Source organism: Ruegeria sp. H8 (assembly GCF_056532905.1).
The window spans coordinates 458,552-475,200 of the sequence record NZ_JBQFNY010000001.1; the positions used below are offsets into that span (position 1 = coordinate 458,552).

Sequence of the window (16,649 nt, forward strand, 5' to 3'; positions counted from 1 at the left end):
GAATGCAGAGGCAATCACCCAAGGTCATGTGATTAATAATTAGGCAAATGATGATTTTGCGGGCTTGCTGCATGCCGATTTGTTGTTCATATGCGCAGAAACCGATATCAAAACCACAACTGCCCAAGGATTAAGCACGTTGACACTGCACCTTGCCGACAAGGAAATAGCACCGCCTGTTTTGCTGGCCCCCATGGCCGGAATCACCGACCGCCCGTTTCGCGATCTGGTGATGCGTTTCGGTGCGGGTATGGTCGTCAGTGAAATGGTCGCCAGTCAAGAGATGGTACAGGCCAAGCCCGGCGTGCGGGAACGGGCGGAACTGTCCGCGGATGTGGAAAACACCGCCGTGCAACTGGCCGGGCGCGAGGCCCATTGGATGGCCGAGGCGGCCCGTCAGGTGGCCGACCGTGGCGCGCGGGTGATCGACATCAACATGGGGTGCCCCGCCAAGAAGGTAACAAACGGTTATTCCGGCTCGGCCCTACTGAAAACGCCGGACCACGCGCTGGCACTGATCGAGGCCGTTGTGGGCGCGGTCGATCTGCCGGTGACGCTGAAAACCCGGCTGGGATGGGACGATAGTCTGTTGAACGCGCCCGACGTGGCACGCCGCGCTCAGGACGCGGGTATTCAGATGGTCACGATCCATGGCCGCACACGCTGTCAGTTCTACAAGGGTCACGCCGATTGGCAGGCGATCCGGGCGGTGAAAGAGGCCGTATCGATCCCGGTCATCGCGAACGGAGACATCTTGGACACTGACGCCGCCCGAACCGCGTTGCGCCAATCCGGCGCGGATGGGGTGATGGTCGGTCGTGGCGCCCAGGGCAAGCCTTGGGTTTTGGCGCAAATCTGTCACGACCTGTACGGGGCCGAGGCGCCCGAGATTCCGACCGGTCATGATCTGGTTGATATGGTTTGCGCGCATTATCAGTCGATGCTGGATTTCTATGGCGCTGATCTGGGTCTGCGTGTCGCCCGCAAGCACTTGGGATGGTACATGGACGAAGCCGCAACGCCTGCGCCCTTGCGCCGGGCGGTCCTGACGTCACGTGATCCGGCGGAAGTTCTGCGTCTGTTGGCAGATGCGCTCAGCGACACGGACGAGGTGGCGGCATGAATTCCGATGCCAGCATCTGGAACTCGCTGCCGGTTCCGGCGTTCATTATTGATGAACAGGACCGGATATCCGATGTGAATGCTGCGGGCGAGGGGTTTCTGAACGCGTCGCGCAAATCGGTGATTGGCCATCCAGTTTGGGATCAGATCGCCGTGGACGCGCCGTTGGAAGAGGCGTTCGAGCGCGCCCGCTGGCAGGGCACGCCATTGTTCGTGAATGATGTGGATGTGGGGTCGGGTAGCCGAGCGCCACTGCAATGCGCGTTGCAGATTGCGCCTTTGGTCGGGCATCCGGGCTCTATGATCATGATCATCTCGCCTCGTGAACTGGCAGGTCGGATGACGCGGGGGAATACGGTCAAATCCGCGGCACAATCCGCCATCGGCATGGCGGAAATGCTGGCGCACGAGATCAAGAACCCGCTGGCCGGGATTACCGGTGCGGCGCAGTTGCTCAGCATGAATATACTGCCGCAGGATCTTGAACTGACAGACCTTATTGTTGCCGAAAGCCGCCGGATCGTGAAGTTGCTGGAACAGGTCGAGCAATTCGGGAACCTTCAGAAACCTGACTTCAAGCCGGTCAACATCCACGATGTGCTGGATCGCGCAAGACGGTCGGCATTGTTGGGATTTGGCGCTGACATGACGATCGTCGAAGACTATGACCCGTCGCTGCCGCTGGCTTACGGAGACCCGGATCAGATTCTGCAGGTGATCCTGAATCTGCTCAGGAACGCGTCCGAAGCGGCAGGACCGCAGGGCGGAACGATCCGCCTGCGGACCTATTTCGAACATTCCTTCCGGTTGCGTCGCAGTGACGGGTCAGGGCATTCGCTGCCTTTGCAGATCGAGATCATCGATGATGGTCCGGGCCTGCCAGAAGACATCCGCGGCGACATTTTTGATCCCTTCGTATCCGGCAAGGAAAACGGCACCGGCCTGGGGCTGGCGCTGGTCAGCAAGATCATTTCGGACCATGACGGCTGGATTTCGGCCGAATCCGTGCCCGGGCGAACGGTATTCAAACTGTCGCTGCGCCGCGCGCCGCGAGACGCAATCGAGGACAAGAAGGAGAGCACCTGATGGATGGCACCGTATTGGTCGCGGACGACGATCGCACGATCCGCACTGTTCTGACACAGGCCCTCACGCGTGCCGGGTGCAAGGTGCATGCGACCTCATCACTGACCACGTTGATGCGCTGGGTCGGCGAGGGGAAAGGGGACGTGGTGATTTCCGACGTGGTCATGCCCGATGGAAACGGTCTTGAGATGCTGCCGAAGATTGCCGAAGACCGGCCCGGTTTGCCGGTGATCGTGATTTCCGCACAAAACACCATCATGACGGCGATTCAGGCGACAGAGGCGGATGCGTACGATTATCTGCCAAAACCCTTCGACCTGCCGGATCTGATGAAACGGACGGCGCGGGCGTTGGATCAGAAGCAACGCGCCCAGCCAGAGCCGACCGTGGGCACAAGCGAGCGCCCCGAAGAGCTGCCTCTGGTCGGGCGAACACCGGTGATGCAGGCCCTTTACCGGTTGGTCGCCCGGGTGATGAACACGGATCTCTCGGTCATGATTTCCGGTGAAAGCGGCACGGGCAAGTCACTGATTGCGCGGGCCATTCACGATTTTTCCGACCGTCGAACCTTGCCCTTTGTCACTGTCACCGCTGCCGAATTGCGCGATCTGGAAGGCCCGGCCCGTGTGATGGCGCGGGTGCGCGGCGGCACGCTGTTGATAGACGAAATCGCAGATATCGAAGATGAGGTTCAGGCGCGCATCGTCCGCATGATGGATACACCGGGCGATCACGTTCCCCGTTTCATGGCCACCAGCCAGTCGGACCTGACCGAAGGGATGGAGAACGGGCGCATCCGTCAGGACCTTTATTATCGCTTGTGCGGGGCGACGATCCACGTTCCATCACTGCGTGAAAGGGTGGATGACATTCCGCTGCTGGCCGAGCACTTTCTGGCTCGGGAAGAGCGGGAAAACGGCACCAAGCGCTGGCTCAGCCCCGAGGCGGTGGAGCTGGTGCGGCGCTATTCCTGGCCCGGGAACGTGCGGCAACTGGAAAATGCCGTACGCCGGTTGGGTCTGACCAGCCGTGCTGATGAAATCACCAAAGCCGAAGTGGAAACGGTGCTGGGCAGCCAACCCGAGGCCGAACCGGTCCTGAGCGGCGGCGAACGCGAAAAGCTCTCGACTTCGGTCGAGCGGCATCTGCGGAGGTATTTTGACCTGCACGGCAACATTCTGCCGCCCCCGGGCCTGTATCAGCGTATTTTGCGGGAAGTTGAGGCCCCGCTGATCGAAATCGCGCTGGATGCAACTGGCGGAAATCAGGCGAAATGTGCCGATTTGCTGGGAATCAACCGAAATACGTTGCGAAAAAAGATTACGGATCTCGATATTCAGGTGACACGTCGACGCAAACTGATGTAATATCGCCACACAAACCGTGGCATCCCGGCATCTGTTGGGAAAAGATCACGACATATGGCGGTAAGCCGCGCAAGCGGCACATCAGGATGAGGGCAGACAGTGGCAACCCGAGCACAGAGCGGGATGATCCCATCGATCAGTCGATGGCGTAAATCACGGAAACTGCGCAATTTTGGCACGTTTGGCCTGGTTCTCATGGGGCCTGTTCTGGCGCTGGCGACCTACCTTGTCATCGGTCCTTTCGATCTTGGCGCCACGGCACCGACCTTGCGGCTGATTCTGTTGGCCGATCTCGTATACGTTCTGGTTGTTGCAGCACTTGTGCTTGGGCAGGTTGGTAGCTTGATTGCCGCACGTCGGGCCAAGTCGGCGGGTTCGCGCCTGCATTTGCGCCTGATCGGGGCGTTTACTCTGCTGGCGCTGGTTCCAACCGTGACCGTGGCGATTTTTGCCGGATTGACCGTCAATATCGGCCTTGAGGGCTGGTTCTCCGACCGCGTGCGTCAGGTTGTGGGATCTTCGCTGACCGCGGCAGAAGCGTATGAACAGGAACACCGCCGAGGGTTAACGCAAGACGCGTCTGTTCTTGCGCGATATCTGGACAACGCCCGATCGCTGGACTTCTATATCTCGGACGCTGAACTGCGCGAAGTTCTGGCGCAGGGGCAGGCTCAGATTCAACGGGGGCTGCGCGAAGCCTATGTCATCGACGGTGGTGGCGAAATCAAATCGCGAGGGGACCGGTCCTACCTGTTCAACTACGAGGCCCCAACCCCCGAGCAGATTGCAGAAGCCACCGACAAGGGCCTGCTGATCATCGCCGACTGGCCCAACAACGAGTTCCGCGCGCTGGTTCCTCTGAAGGCTTATCTGGACCGCTATCTCTATGTCAGCCGCGAGGTGGATGGGCAGTTGTTGACGCTGCTGGACGATACCAAGGAAACGGCACAGTTCTATCAGCAACTGGAAAGCGAACGGGGCAGGGTGCTGTTCGAGTTCGGCCTGTTGTATCTGGGCTTTGCGTTGATCCTGATCCTTGCGGCAATGTCCTTGGGCATGTGGTTCGCCGAACGGCTGTCGCGTCCCGTGGGGCGGTTGACCACCGCGGCGCAGCGGGTTGGGGCCGGTGATCTGAGCGTCCAGGTGATTGAAGAGGCCAGCGACGACGAAATCGCGATGCTGGGCCGGTATTTCAACCAGATGACCCGGCAGTTGAAAGGACAGCGCGATACTCTGTTGGAGAACACGCGGCAAATTGAAAGCCGGCGCCGTCTGTTCGATTCGGTGCTCAGCTCTGTCACTTCGGGTGTCGTTGGGGTGGACCCGGAAGGATGCATTACATTCGTGAACCGTTCGGCCGAGCGGTTGCTGGATTGGACCGGGGGCGAGCAGCATCTGGCCATCGGCATTGCGGTGCCGGAATTTCTGCCCCTGTTTGAAAGTTTGAAGGACAGCGGGCAAGAGGCCGTTCAGGGCGAAATCAAAGTGACCCGCAAGGGACGGCTTGAGAACCTGTTGGTCCGCATGGCCATCCGTCGCGGAGAAGATGGCGGACTGGAAGGCTATGTGGTTGCCTTCGATGACGTCACAGATCTGGTCAGCGCCCAACGGATGGCGGCCTGGGGTGACGTGGCCCGCCGCATCGCGCATGAGATCAAGAACCCTCTGACCCCGATCCAGCTGAGCGCGGAACGGATCAAGCGCAAATTCTCGCGCAAACTGGATGAGGAAGACAGCAGCAGCCTGGATTCGATGACTAAAGTGATTGTGCGGCAGACCAACGATCTGCGCCGCATCGTGGATGAATTCTCGAAATTTGCACGGATGCCCGAACCTGAACGCAGGGAAGAAAACCTTGTTGATCTGGTGCACGAGGCGGTCCTGCTGCAACAGGCCGGGCAGCCGGATGTGCAGATCGATGCCGATCTGCCGCAACAGCCCATCATGGCTGATGTCGATGCAACCATGCTGAATCAGGCGCTTACCAACCTCATCAAGAATGCCGGGGAAGCCATTGCAACCCTTAAGGAAAAAGGGGCGCCCGACAACCTTCAGCCACAGATCAAAGTGACGGTTACCGGTGATGATGCGGGTACGGTCATAACCATTGCAGACAACGGGATCGGCCTGCCCGAGGATCGGGCACGGCTGTTTGAGCCCTATGTAACGACACGTGACGAAGGGACCGGGCTGGGCCTGCCCATCGTCAAGAAGATCATTGAAGAGCATGGCGGCGCGCTGACCCTCGAGGATGCGCCCGTGTTTGACGGACAGGACCATTTTGGCGCGATGGCCGTGATCCGATTGCCGGGGGTTACTGTGTCCCAAACGGCAGCGCCACAGAAGCAGGCAATTAGAACCAACAAACTGAAAGCAGGCCAAAGATGAGTGACATTCTGATCGTAGATGATGAGCGCGATATTCGCGAGCTGGTGTCCGACATTCTGGAGGACGAAGGCTATTCAACCCGGCTGGCGGCCAACTCGGACGAGTGCATGGCGTCAATCAACTCTGAACCGCCGGGGTTGTTGATCCTGGATATCTGGCTGAAAGACAGCCGCATGGATGGCATCGACATCCTGAAAGCGGTGAAACGCGACAACCCGGATGTGCCGGTGGTGATCATTTCGGGCCACGGCAACATTGAAATTGCCGTCGCCGCAATCAAGCAGGGCGCCTATGATTTTATCGAAAAGCCGTTCAACATAGACCAGTTGATGGTGGTGATCCGCCGCGCGATGGAGACCTCTCGCCTGCGTCGCGAGAATGCGTCTCTGAAGCGGAAAGAAGTCAATAATTCCGACATGATCGGCAAATCCGCCGCGTTCCGCGCCATGCAGGGGCAGTTGGACAAGGTGACCAAGTCGAATGGCCGCGTGATGCTCAGCGGTCCGGCCGGGTCCGGCAAAGAGATCGCAGCACGGTACATCCATGCCCATTCAAATCGCGCCAACGCGCCATTTGTCACGGTAAACTGCGCTGGGATCGAACCCGAACGTGTGGAAGAGGTGCTGTTTGGCCGGGAATCGGCGGAACGCGGCGTGGAATCGGGTTTGCTGGAAGAAGCGCATGGAGGCGTGATCTATTTTGACGAAGTTGCCGACATGCCCCTTGGGACACAGTCAAAAATCCTGCGGGTGCTGGTGGATCAGCAGTTCCAGCGTGTCGGTGGCAGTGACAAGGTGCGCGTGGACCTTCGCGTGATCTCGTCAACCAGCAAGGATCTTGACGAAGAAATCGCGGCTGAACGGTTCCGGGAAGAGCTGTACCACCGTCTGAACGTCGTGCCGATTGCCGTGCCGTCACTGGAAGATCGGCGCGAAGATATCCCGGTTCTGGCGCAGCACTTTATTGAGATGTGCAACGAAACTCAGGGTTTGCCGATCAGGGAACTTTCGGAAGAGGCTGTCGCGCTGTTGCAGACGATGACCTGGCCCGGCAACGTGCGCCAGCTCAAGAACCTGATTGAGCGGGTTCTGATCCTTGGCGATGGCTCCGGCCCGATTGAGGCGCGTGAGTTGCCGAACGAAGAAGAAAAGGCAGAAGACTCAGGCCGTGTCGTGTTGTCTGGCGCATTGGCCACCTTGCCGCTGCGCGAAGCCCGAGAGGCGTTCGAGCGGGAATATCTGCTGACACAGATCAACCGGTTTGGCGGCAATATCAGCCGCACGGCCAGCTTTGTGGGCATGGAACGCAGTGCCCTGCATCGGAAATTGAAATCGCTGGGCGTGGTGACTTCGAACAAATCCGGCGCGCGCGTGGCGCAGATCGATGAACCCGAACCGGCAGAATAATCTGCCGGTCGCACGGCCTCAGCCGGCCTGACCGGGCGTTATGATCTGAAATGAGCCGTCATCGAATTTCACAAAGCACGACGCGCTGTTGAGCGGTGGCAAAGTGGTTGTTCGCGTTGCGGGCACGCGTGATTTGACGTTCTGCTTGCACGGCGGCAGGCTGACGGGCCGAAACCCTTTCTGGGCCATGCATTGCGCTTCGACCGTGTTGCGCAGGCCCTGATTTACATCCACGGTATAAACCCGGCCGGGCTGCCACCAGCCTGGCGAATGATGGCAACGCCCCCTGCCGTCGCAATAGGTACGCCCCGGCCAATAGGTTGGCGGGCTTTGGCGGACCTGATTGGCTACCGGCACTTCTTTGACCGCCTTCAGCTGGCACTGAGTGGTCTCTTTTTGCAGGCGCGATACGGTTTCCCCTTCGCGGTAGTACAGCGAAAGTGGTCCGCAAGAAGACAGCACCATCAAAGGTACCAGCATAGGAAACAGCGTTTTCATACGCTTATCTTGCCGCAGCCGGGCTGCGATGACAATTCAATTGACCGCTCTGGGGGCATCTGTCATTCAATCCTTTCAGGCAGAAGGGCCAGAAGCATGAAGGTCATTATTTGCGGTGCGGGTCAGGTCGGCTGGCAGATCGCGCGGCATCTTTCGGGCGAGCTGAATGATGTTACCGTCGTGGACAACAATCCCGACCTGGTAAGGCGGGCGACTGAAACGCTTGATGTGCAGGGGATCGCCGGGTTTGCAAGTTACCCGGACGTGCTGGAACGGGCAGGGGCGCGTGACGCTGACATGATCATTGCCGCCACCCATTCTGATGAGGTGAACATGGTCACCTGCCAGATGGCGCATTCGGTCTTTTCGATCCAGCGCAAGATCGCGCGCCTGCGGTCGAAATCCTATCTCGAGGCGATCCACTCGGATCTGTACCGTCGTGATCATCTGCCGATTGATGTGGTGATCAGTCCCGAACGCGAGGTAGCCGCCGCCGCCATGCGCCGCCTGTCCGCCCCATCCGCCTTTGACACCGAGATTTTCATGGACGGCAAGGCGCAGCTGCTTGGGGTGCGGGTGGAAGAGGATTGCCCGATCGTGAATACACCGTTGCGGCAGCTGACGGATCTGTTCTCGACCCTCAGTTCCATCGTGGTTGGGGTGCGGCGCGAAGGCACGCTGTTCGCTCCCGAATCCGAGGATCAGCTGTTCGTGGGCGATGAATGCTATGTCTTCACCAACGTCAAGGACGTGGATCGCACCATGGAGGTGTTCGGCAAGGCGCAGAAGCGGCAGGATCGCGTGGTGATCGTGGGCGGCGGAAATGTCGGGCTGGAAGTGGCCAGAACGCTGGAAGAACGCGAAAGCCGCGTGCGGGCCAAGATCATCGAACGCGACCGCCATTGCGCTGAACTTGCCGCCGAGGCTCTGGAACGGACGATCGTGCTGCATGGCGACGGGCTGGATGCCGGGTTGCTGAGCGAAGCGGGGATCGAGCGGGCCGATGCGATGCTGGCAGTTACGGATGACGACCGTACGAACATGCTGGCTGCGGTGCGTGCCAAGGCCGAAGGCTGCGCTCTGGCGATTGCATTGATCAACGATCCCAGCATGGTGGCTCTGATGGGGCCCTTGGGGATCGATGCTTATATCAACCCGCGGGCCACGACCGTCAGTTCGATCCTGCGGCACATCCGGCATGGACGGGTGCGTCAGGTCTATTCCATAGGGGACGCCGAGGCCGAGGTGATCGAGGCCGAGGTTCTGTCAACCTCGCCTATGGCCGGGCAACGTCTGCGCGATATCGACTTTCCCGAGGGGGTGCTTGTGGGCGCGGTCCGCAAGGGAGACGAGGTTTTGCGACCGACAGGCAGCCTGCGGATCGATGAAAAAGATGTGGTCGCAATCTTTGCCATGGCCAAGGACGTGCCAGAGGTTGAACGCCTGATGCAGGTTTCAATCGATTTCTTCTGATGGCGCATGCAGGGACACAACAGGTTGGATTGTTGCGGCGGTTGCCGTTGTTCCTGCTGATCTGGGGCATTGCATCCCTGACCATGTGGATTCCAGCGATCTATGCGTTGGCTCTGGACGATCACGACACGTCACGATCCTTTCTGTATTCCGGGATCCTGGGCTTGTTTCTGGTTGCGACCATCGCGATGGCGTCTTCCAACCGCATACCCCGGCGCGGCACGTTGGGGCAGTTGGCGGTGATGCTGGCCTGTTTCACGCTGCTGCCCATCTTTCTGGCGATCCCATTTCACGACGCACTTGGAACGACCACCTTTCTGAACGCCTATTTCGATATGGTCAGCTCTCTGACGACCACGGGGGCGGACCTGTTTCCGGATCCGGCCCGCCTGACGGCCCCGTTGCATTTGTGGCGCGCCATGGTCGGTTGGATGGGCGGCCTGCTTATGTGGATCGCCGCTGCGGCGATCCTTGCGCCGCTGTCGCTTGGTGGGTTCGAGGTCACTGCCAAAGGCCAGCCGGGGCGCCCGGTGTCAGGGGTGGCACAGAGCGAGCGCGTGGACCCGCGAGGCCGTCTGATCCGTGTCGCCAAGACCCTGACGCCAGTCTATGTCGGGCTGACGACCGTGATCTGGGTTCTTCTTCTGATCGCCGGTGAAGTCGGTCTGACGGCCGTATGCCATGCGATGGCAGTGATGGCCACGTCCGGAATCTCTCCGGTCGGGGGTATGGAAGGGGCGCAGGCCGGGTTTACGGGCGAAGCCATCTTGTTTCTGTTCCTGTTCTTTGCTCTCTCGCGTCTGACTTTTTCGAAGGATACCGCGACAACAGGCTATTCCCGTCTGGATACGGACCCAGAGTTTCGCATTGGTCTGATGATTGTCCTTGCTGTCGCAATCCTGTTGTTCTTCCGGGTTGTCGCGGGCGTGACGGAAATCGGTGGTCAAATGGAACCAATGCAGGCGTTGCAAGTCATCTGGGGGATGCTGTTCACCGTTCTGGCTTTCCTGACGACGGCCGGATTCGAAAGCGCGAACTGGAACGACGCACAGCAACTGTCGGGTTTGGGAACGCCTGGTTTGCTGTTGATGGGGCTGGCATTGATCGGCGGAGGCGTCGCGACGACGGCCGGAGGGGTCAAGCTGTTGCGGGTCTTCGCGCTGTATCTGAATGGCGCACGAGAGATCGACCGCCTGATCTATCCCTCGTCCGTCAGCGGTGCAGGGGGCGGCAATCGCCGCATTCAAAGCGATGGTGCGTTCATCGCCTGGATCTTTCTGATGCTTTTTGCGCTGACCCTTGCGGTATTCAACCTATTGCTTGCGGCGATGGGGTCCGGATTCGAACAGGCCATGGTGCTCAGCGTGGCCACACTCAGCACGACGGGGCCGTTGATCGAGTTGGCCACCGACGTTCCAATTCGCCTGATCGACCTTTCTGCCAGCGCCAAGCTGACGCTGTGCGCGGCGATGGTCATCGGGCGTCTGGAAACGCTGGCGATCATCGCCCTGATCACCCCGTCGCTTTGGCGGGATTGAGCCGGGCACATCATGCGGCGGCTAACGCCTGATTTTTCATCTGGAATATCTGTGCGTAGCACTCCATACTCTGCCGGAGGGAGCGCGTTGGTCCGCAGCGCGTAGCAAGAACAATGGCGAGATTATAAAAATATGGCTTCGGACAGACAGAATCTTCAGGATGCCTTCCTGAATAATGTACGGAAAGCTAAGGTTCCGGTCACGATTTTCCTGATCAACGGTGTGAAATTGCAGGGTGTCATCACCTGGTTCGACAATTTCTGCGTATTGTTGCGCCGCGACGGACAGTCGCAGCTGGTCTACAAGCACGCGATTTCGACCATCATGCCGTCACAGCCGATCAACCTGTATGAGGGCGAAGACGCCTCTTGATGGAACATGAGCGGGCGCGCACCCGGGCTTGGGTGCTGCATCCCGAAATCAAATCAGACGAACAGCGCCGTGTCCCCGAACCGGCGCTGGAAGAGGCGGTGGCACTGGCCGCCGCATTGCCCGATCTGGACGTGATCGGATCAGAAGTCGTGCGACTTCAACGCGCGCAGGCCGGGTATTTGTTCGGCAGCGGCAAGATTGAAGAACTTGGCGAGCGTTTTCGCGACAACGAGGTTGAACTGGTTCTGATCGACGGGCCGGCGACCCCGGTGCAGCAGCGCAATCTGGAAAAGGCGTGGAAGGTCAAGATCCTCGATCGGACCGGGTTGATTTTGGAGATTTTCAGCGATCGCGCCCGCACGCGGGAAGGGGTGTTGCAGGTCGAGATGGCCGCGCTCAGCTATCAGCGGACGCGGCTGGTACGGGCGTGGACCCACCTTGAACGTCAGCGCGGTGGTTTGGGATTTGTCGGCGGACCCGGCGAAACCCAGATCGAAGCCGACCGCCGCGCCATTGACGAACAATTGGTGCGCTTGCGGCGGCAGTTGCAGAAGGTGGTCAAGACCCGGACACTGCACCGGGCCGCCCGGGCCAAGGTGCCTTATCCAATCGTCGCACTCGTCGGGTATACGAACGCAGGGAAATCAACGCTGTTCAATCACCTGACCGGGGCCGAAGTGATGGCCAAGGACATGCTGTTCGCCACGCTGGATCCGACCATGCGCCGCGTACAGTTGCCCGACGGCCCCGAAGTGATCCTGTCGGACACGGTGGGCTTTATCTCGAACCTCCCGACCGAGCTTGTGGCGGCTTTCCGGGCCACGCTGGAAGAAGTCCTGGGTGCCGACCTGATCGTCCATGTGCGTGATATCAGCCACGAGGAAACCGAGGCGCAAGCGCAGGATGTCGAGGCGATCCTGACCTCGCTGGGCGTCGACGAAGAGAGGCCCCGGCTTGAGGTCTGGAACAAGATAGACCTGCTGCGCGCTGATGAGCGCGAGGCAACGCTGGCGCGGGCGGACCGTGATCCTGAGATATTCGCGATTTCGGCTGTAACCGGGGAAGGCATCGCGCCGTTGCTGTCCGAGATCGCTATGCATCTGCAAGGTGCACGGCGTGAGGCAGTATTGGATCTGTCTTTCTCGGACGGGGACAAGCGGGCCTGGTTGTTCCGCCAGGATGTGGTGCGCACGGAAGAACAGACCGATGACGGTTTCCGCATCACGGTATTGTGGACCGACAAACAGGCGGCTCAGTTCGAGGCGCTGAAGAATTAGCGACAGGGCTGTCCATGTCTGACAAGCCGGACCAAAGAGTGTTCCTGACCGGCCATATCGATGTGCCTGCGAACCGGCTGGAAGAGGTGCGCGCGGCGTTGCCGGACCATGTGGAACTGACCCGTGCGGAACCGGGTTGCATATCCTTCGACGTGATCGAGGATCAGACCTGTCCGGGTCGGTTCAACGTGTCAGAAGTGTTTGCAGATCAGCAGGCTTTCGATGCACATCAGGCCCGGACACGGGCGTCTGACTGGTCGCGGGTCACTCAGGGGATACCGCGGGACTACAGTATGGAACGCGCGTCCGGCGGACGGTGAGTCAGACCCCGTCGATCTGCCGTTGATGGTCGTCCGCGTCGAACCAGCCCGATGATGATTGTACAAGATAATCTGACGTCAGTTCCCACTCTTCCCAGCCGCGCGCTGTGACGTGATTACCGGTTACGGAATGGTGCCCTTCGCGGGTCCAGACGAATATGGCATGAGATCCGGCCCATCGCATCATGTCGCAACGCAGTTCGAGATCCGGAAAATCCGCGTAAAACCTCCGGGCCATGTCGGCGATCGCCGCGCGCCCCTCGATCGGGTCGCCCCGGTTGATGGTGACCTGCCCGTTTGACGCGAAGAAGCCGGCAACCGCGTCGGGGTCACCCGAGCTCCAGGCTATTGCGTAGTCTCGCGCGAGGTTATTCAGAGTATCCCGAATGCTGGCCATACTCGCCCCCTTTTGGTCCCACATGATCGGTGATGTTATGTTAGGCGAATAAAGCTGTGGGTGCCACGATGCCCCCGCGAACAGGGCGGGGACTTGCCGAATAGGCGGATTATCGCGGGATCAGATTGGTTACCCCGACAGCCGCGGCGCGGGCCAGATCAAGATCCAGTGACATGGGTATGTATTCGCCACGCCGCCACAGCTGCGCCTGATCGTCATAGTAGCGCGACAGGAAATGACCCGATTGCCCGGTCGCCGTAGTGAAGACCGAGCTGTTGGGATCGGCAAAGTCATAAACCCCGCGATATCCGGCGCCGTGCACATTCTGGAACGGATCAGGCCCTTCGCCCGATGTTCGGCCGCGCAGCAATGTGTTGTCGCCGCCGCTGGTCGATTGGCGAATGTTCACAAAAAACCGCAATATCGGGACAGAGCCCAGCACGGGGTGATCATGAGTTGCCTGATGCGCGTCGCCCCAACGCAGGGATTCAAGCGCGCTGCCATATCGTTCAGAGATCCAGATCAGCGCGTCGTCCAGCGCAAGCCGCGCCATCTCGGTGCATGTCTCGACCGGTGCGCTTTGAATCACGTCGCACCAGACACCCGCGCCGTCAATGTCGCGATAGACCCGTTCGATGAACAGCGGTTCGACATGTTTGTATTCGCTGGCCAGAGGCCCAAGCTCGTCCGAGATCAGTCGGATTTGCAGCGCACGCAGCCAGGCCGCATAGATCAACGGCTCGGGCAGGTGTTCGTTCATCTCACCGTTCCAGTCCGCCAGCAGCGACAGCGCGATCTGGCGCTGGCGTTCCGGCGTTCCTTCCGGGGCCGAAGCCCCGGTGAACCACAGGTCGGCACCGATCAGCGGCAGCAGGGACCGCGCGGTAAAGCTGACCGTGTCCAGCTGTGCCTCGATAAAGCTGTCGCGGGTATGCACCTCGCGCGATTGCATAAGGCGTTCCCAGCGATGCACGCGCTGCGTATCGCCCCATTCATACGAGACGTGATCCGGGAAGGGGCGGTCGATGATCTTGTTGTTCGTGTTGCCCAGAACGCCGCCGACGGGGGCCACGAATTCCGGGTTGTCGGCATAGGGCAGTCGGCCTTGCCAGCGATTGGCCTCGATCCAGCCGGGCGAGGGGATGCGCCCCCGGCTTTGGTTTCGCGGATCGCGCCGAGGCATGGCGCCGATCAGCTTCATCCCGATGGTCGTCTTGTCGACCAGCGACAGGTTCTGAGAAGGCGCGATGAACTGCTCACCGACTGCGATGGCCTGTTCCACGTTGTCTGCGTTCATCAGCGCCATGGACGCCGACATCGACGTGTCCTGCGGGCTGAGCGCCGTCCAGGACAGCGATGCCACATGGCCCGGCGGCGTGATGGTTTCCAGCTTGTAATCCGTGCCCGGCAGCACCGGCCCATTTTCCGTCCAGCGCAGGGTCAGCGTTACCGGAGCTTCCCCCTTGATCTCGATGATCGAAGGGCGGGTCTGGAATTCCTTGAAGCCGGTCGGGGTCAGGTATTCCTCGGGGTTGTCAGGATTCAGCTGCTCGATATGAACGTCCTGATCGTCAAGATACGAGGATGTCAGCCCCCATCCCAGCCGGTCGCTGCGTCCGGTCATGATGGCGGGCACACCGGGGATCGAAGCCCCGATGACACCGCCTTTTTCCAGGCCAAGATGTGCCAGGTACCAAATCCCGGGCGCAGTGAAACCCAAATGAGGGTCGTTGGCCAACAGGGTTCCGCCACTTGCAGAACGCGACGGCGCGGCGGTCCAGGCGTTTGAAGCTCCGGCCAGACCGCGTTTGGGAAGGGGCGAAAGAGGTGTGTCGAGAAAGTCCGTTCCCGCCGCATACCGCGGAAGATTTGGGAACAGGGCGGCATATTCCGGCAACGCCGCGATGCCGGGCCCGGGAACGTCGGGCAGGATATCGGCCAGACGTTCGGGGTTGTTCAGCATCAGGGACGTACGCGCACGCAGAACTTCATCGGTCAGGTGGCCTGACAGTTGCAGCGCCATCAGCTTGATCACCGCGATACTGTCACCCGGTTGCCAGGGTGAGACCGGAGCGTTGAACAGGAACATCTCGGGCGCGCCGCGACCCAGCGCCTCTTCGTTGATCTCGGTCAGGCGGGCATTGACCCCGGCGGAATATGCGCGCAAGGCGGCCTTGGTATAATCGTCCTGCACCTCGACCGAGCGGTGGGCCAGCCCGTATAGGTCCAACCTGCGCAGCAGCTTGTCGATGTGAAGCGTGCGCGGGCCAAACACCTCGGACAGTCGGCCTTGCGCGGTGCGGCGCATGACCGTCATCTGCCACAGTCGATCCTGTGCATGGGCATATCCCAAACCAAAGAACACATCGGGATCGGTCTGGCCCAGAATATGCGGCACGTTGGCGGTGTCGCGCACGATCTCGACCGGGGCGGTCAGACCGTCGACCTCAAGCGTTTGGTCATAGTCCGGCAGGGATTGGCTGGCCAGAAAATAGACAAGGCCCATGGCGGCGAGGATCAGGATGATCAGACCCGACGCGATGCGCACCAGCCAGCGGAAAACAAGACCCATTACTGCCCCTATTCTTGTTCAGATGAATGTTGCGCAGAGACTAGAGGATGGTCGGTCCGACCGAAAGAGGAACGCGGCAAGAACCTGCGCGGGAAGGGTTGAAATCAAATGCCCCGCCGCAGTGTTTCGCTGCGACGGGGCCGTGTGTGGGGGAAGTGGTAATCCGGGTTATGGGATGATGCGGGTGTATTTCGTGCCTTCGACGGTCGCGCCGAATTTTAGACCGGCCTGGCCAAAGACCACCGCCAGCACCGGCGAACGCAGTGTTGTCGTGTCCGTGGACAAGGAATTCCCAGTTGCGTCAACCACATATCCAATATCGGCGCCGGCTGTCCATCCGCTGGAACGGCGGAAATCGTTCAGCGCGTCTTCGGTCATGAAGAACAGGATATGCGCATATTGCTGCGCACCGATTTGCAGACCTGCGGTTCCGGAAACTGCGGAATAGTAATCGACCGTGGCGCCGTTGATGCGCAGCGCGCCTTGGCCATAGGCACCGCCAAAGAAGATCAATCCGGCGTCGGTGATCAGGGGCATAACCAACATGCCGTTGGCTTTGTTCGCGATTTCCACGGTGTTGGGGTACCGGCTGTACATTTCGGTCAGCGTGGCATCGACGCGGGCGTCGATCATGGCCGAGTTTGAATTGCCGACGCCGTTGCCGCAGGCGGCGGTCAGGGACAGGCCTGCCATGCCCAAGGCAAAGCCGCGACGGTTCAGTCGGGGGGAGTTGGAACTGCTCATGGTTTTTTCTCTGTAACTGTGCCTGATATGTCGGGTGATCCCGATCTTGCCGGCAAGGATACGCCGATTAGGGCGTTGTGTCACGGGAA

General features: G+C 60.0%; 14 protein-coding genes. 10 read left to right on the forward strand and 4 right to left on the reverse strand.

What is annotated here, in order from left to right:
* The first annotated feature begins 139 nt into the window (after nucleotides 1-139).
* The 5 genes from dusB to ntrX all read left to right on the forward strand — a co-directional run bounded on the left by dusB (nucleotide 140) and on the right by ntrX (nucleotide 7,369).
* Nucleotides 140-1,123 (forward strand): tRNA dihydrouridine synthase DusB, encoded by a 984-nt coding sequence (gene dusB, locus ACR0A2_RS02230; protein ID WP_480833908.1) that lies wholly within the window; start codon nucleotides 140-142, stop codon nucleotides 1,121-1,123.
* Nucleotides 1,120-2,208 carry a two-component system sensor histidine kinase NtrB gene (locus ACR0A2_RS02235; RefSeq protein ID WP_480833909.1) on the forward strand — a complete coding sequence of 363 codons (1,089 nt, stop codon included), beginning with the start codon at nucleotides 1,120-1,122 and terminating at the stop codon, nucleotides 2,206-2,208. Before dusB ends, ACR0A2_RS02235 begins: the two co-directional genes overlap by 4 nt.
* A complete protein-coding gene (locus tag ACR0A2_RS02240) occupies nucleotides 2,208-3,575 on the forward strand; it encodes a response regulator (RefSeq protein WP_480618306.1) in 1,368 nt (455 codons plus the stop codon). Before ACR0A2_RS02235 ends, ACR0A2_RS02240 begins: the two co-directional genes overlap by 1 nt.
* A gap of 123 nt (nucleotides 3,576-3,698) precedes the next feature.
* Entirely contained in the window at nucleotides 3,699-5,963 is a 2,265-nt protein-coding gene (locus ACR0A2_RS02245; protein ID WP_480834461.1) for a sensor histidine kinase NtrY-like, read from the forward strand.
* Nucleotides 5,960-7,369 carry a nitrogen assimilation response regulator NtrX gene (gene ntrX / locus ACR0A2_RS02250; RefSeq protein ID WP_171632094.1) on the forward strand — a complete coding sequence of 470 codons (1,410 nt, stop codon included), beginning with the start codon at nucleotides 5,960-5,962 and terminating at the stop codon, nucleotides 7,367-7,369. The genes ACR0A2_RS02245 and ntrX overlap by 4 nt, the downstream gene beginning before the upstream one ends.
* Before the next feature lie 18 nt (nucleotides 7,370-7,387).
* Here ntrX and ACR0A2_RS02255 read toward each other — a convergent pair whose 3' ends face one another.
* Nucleotides 7,388-7,867 carry a hypothetical protein gene (locus ACR0A2_RS02255; protein ID WP_480833911.1) on the reverse strand — a complete coding sequence of 160 codons (480 nt, stop codon included), beginning with the start codon at nucleotides 7,865-7,867 and terminating at the stop codon, nucleotides 7,388-7,390.
* A 96-nt stretch (nucleotides 7,868-7,963) separates the two neighbouring features.
* Between ACR0A2_RS02255 and trkA the strand changes: the two genes are divergently transcribed.
* From trkA to ACR0A2_RS02280, 5 genes are all read left to right on the forward strand, one after another.
* Nucleotides 7,964-9,340: a Trk system potassium transporter TrkA gene (trkA, locus tag ACR0A2_RS02260; protein WP_152458149.1), complete on the forward strand. Its 1,377-nt coding sequence runs from the start codon at nucleotides 7,964-7,966 to the stop codon at nucleotides 9,338-9,340.
* A complete protein-coding gene (locus ACR0A2_RS02265; protein WP_171328206.1) occupies nucleotides 9,340-10,878 on the forward strand; it encodes a TrkH family potassium uptake protein in 1,539 nt (512 codons plus the stop codon). Before trkA ends, ACR0A2_RS02265 begins: the two co-directional genes overlap by 1 nt.
* A 132-nt stretch (nucleotides 10,879-11,010) precedes the next feature.
* Complete coding sequence (gene hfq / locus ACR0A2_RS02270) at nucleotides 11,011-11,250, forward strand: RNA chaperone Hfq (RefSeq protein WP_005982826.1); 240 nt, start codon at nucleotides 11,011-11,013, stop codon at nucleotides 11,248-11,250.
* On the forward strand, nucleotides 11,250-12,527 hold the full coding sequence (hflX, locus tag ACR0A2_RS02275; protein WP_480833912.1) for a GTPase HflX: 1,278 nt from the start codon (nucleotides 11,250-11,252) through the stop codon (nucleotides 12,525-12,527). The genes hfq and hflX overlap by 1 nt, the downstream gene beginning before the upstream one ends.
* A 14-nt stretch (nucleotides 12,528-12,541) precedes the next feature.
* Nucleotides 12,542-12,847, forward strand: coding sequence for a putative quinol monooxygenase (locus ACR0A2_RS02280; protein ID WP_480833913.1), 306 nt, complete (start codon nucleotides 12,542-12,544; stop codon nucleotides 12,845-12,847).
* A gap of 1 nt (nucleotide 12,848) precedes the next feature.
* Here the strand turns inward: ACR0A2_RS02280 and ACR0A2_RS02285 are convergent, their stop codons facing one another.
* The 3 genes from ACR0A2_RS02285 to ACR0A2_RS02295 form a co-directional block, all read right to left on the reverse strand.
* Nucleotides 12,849-13,244 (reverse strand): SgcJ/EcaC family oxidoreductase, encoded by a 396-nt coding sequence (locus tag ACR0A2_RS02285; RefSeq protein WP_480833914.1) that lies wholly within the window; start codon nucleotides 13,242-13,244, stop codon nucleotides 12,849-12,851.
* A 109-nt stretch (nucleotides 13,245-13,353) separates the two neighbouring features.
* On the reverse strand, nucleotides 13,354-15,816 hold the full coding sequence (locus tag ACR0A2_RS02290) for a penicillin acylase family protein (RefSeq protein ID WP_480833915.1): 2,463 nt from the start codon (nucleotides 15,814-15,816) through the stop codon (nucleotides 13,354-13,356).
* A 168-nt stretch (nucleotides 15,817-15,984) separates the two neighbouring features.
* Nucleotides 15,985-16,560: a lipid-binding SYLF domain-containing protein gene (locus ACR0A2_RS02295; protein ID WP_171228223.1), complete on the reverse strand. Its 576-nt coding sequence runs from the start codon at nucleotides 16,558-16,560 to the stop codon at nucleotides 15,985-15,987.
* Nucleotides 16,561-16,649: the final 89 nt, after the last annotated feature.

What these genes read in the sequence shown, in the direction of transcription:
- trkA (WP_152458149.1), top strand. Translation starts at nt 7,964, where the DNA reads ATGAAGGTCATTATTTGCGGTGCGGGTCAGGTCGGCTGGCAGATCGCG.
- hfq (WP_005982826.1), top strand. Translation starts at nt 11,011, where the DNA reads ATGGCTTCGGACAGACAGAATCTTCAGGATGCCTTCCTGAATAATGTA.
- ACR0A2_RS02295 (WP_171228223.1), bottom strand. Translation starts at nt 16,560, where the DNA reads ATGAGCAGTTCCAACTCCCCCCGACTGAACCGTCGCGGCTTTGCCTTG.
- ACR0A2_RS02245 (WP_480834461.1), top strand. Translation starts at nt 3,699, where the DNA reads ATGATCCCATCGATCAGTCGATGGCGTAAATCACGGAAACTGCGCAAT.
- ntrX (WP_171632094.1), top strand. Translation starts at nt 5,960, where the DNA reads ATGAGTGACATTCTGATCGTAGATGATGAGCGCGATATTCGCGAGCTG.
- ACR0A2_RS02240 (WP_480618306.1), top strand. Translation starts at nt 2,208, where the DNA reads ATGGATGGCACCGTATTGGTCGCGGACGACGATCGCACGATCCGCACT.
- ACR0A2_RS02280 (WP_480833913.1), top strand. Translation starts at nt 12,542, where the DNA reads ATGTCTGACAAGCCGGACCAAAGAGTGTTCCTGACCGGCCATATCGAT.
- ACR0A2_RS02285 (WP_480833914.1), bottom strand. Translation starts at nt 13,244, where the DNA reads ATGGCCAGCATTCGGGATACTCTGAATAACCTCGCGCGAGACTACGCA.
- ACR0A2_RS02255 (WP_480833911.1), bottom strand. Translation starts at nt 7,867, where the DNA reads ATGAAAACGCTGTTTCCTATGCTGGTACCTTTGATGGTGCTGTCTTCT.
- ACR0A2_RS02235 (WP_480833909.1), top strand. Translation starts at nt 1,120, where the DNA reads ATGAATTCCGATGCCAGCATCTGGAACTCGCTGCCGGTTCCGGCGTTC.
- hflX (WP_480833912.1), top strand. Translation starts at nt 11,250, where the DNA reads ATGGAACATGAGCGGGCGCGCACCCGGGCTTGGGTGCTGCATCCCGAA.
- ACR0A2_RS02265 (WP_171328206.1), top strand. Translation starts at nt 9,340, where the DNA reads ATGGCGCATGCAGGGACACAACAGGTTGGATTGTTGCGGCGGTTGCCG.
- ACR0A2_RS02290 (WP_480833915.1), bottom strand. Translation starts at nt 15,816, where the DNA reads ATGGGTCTTGTTTTCCGCTGGCTGGTGCGCATCGCGTCGGGTCTGATC.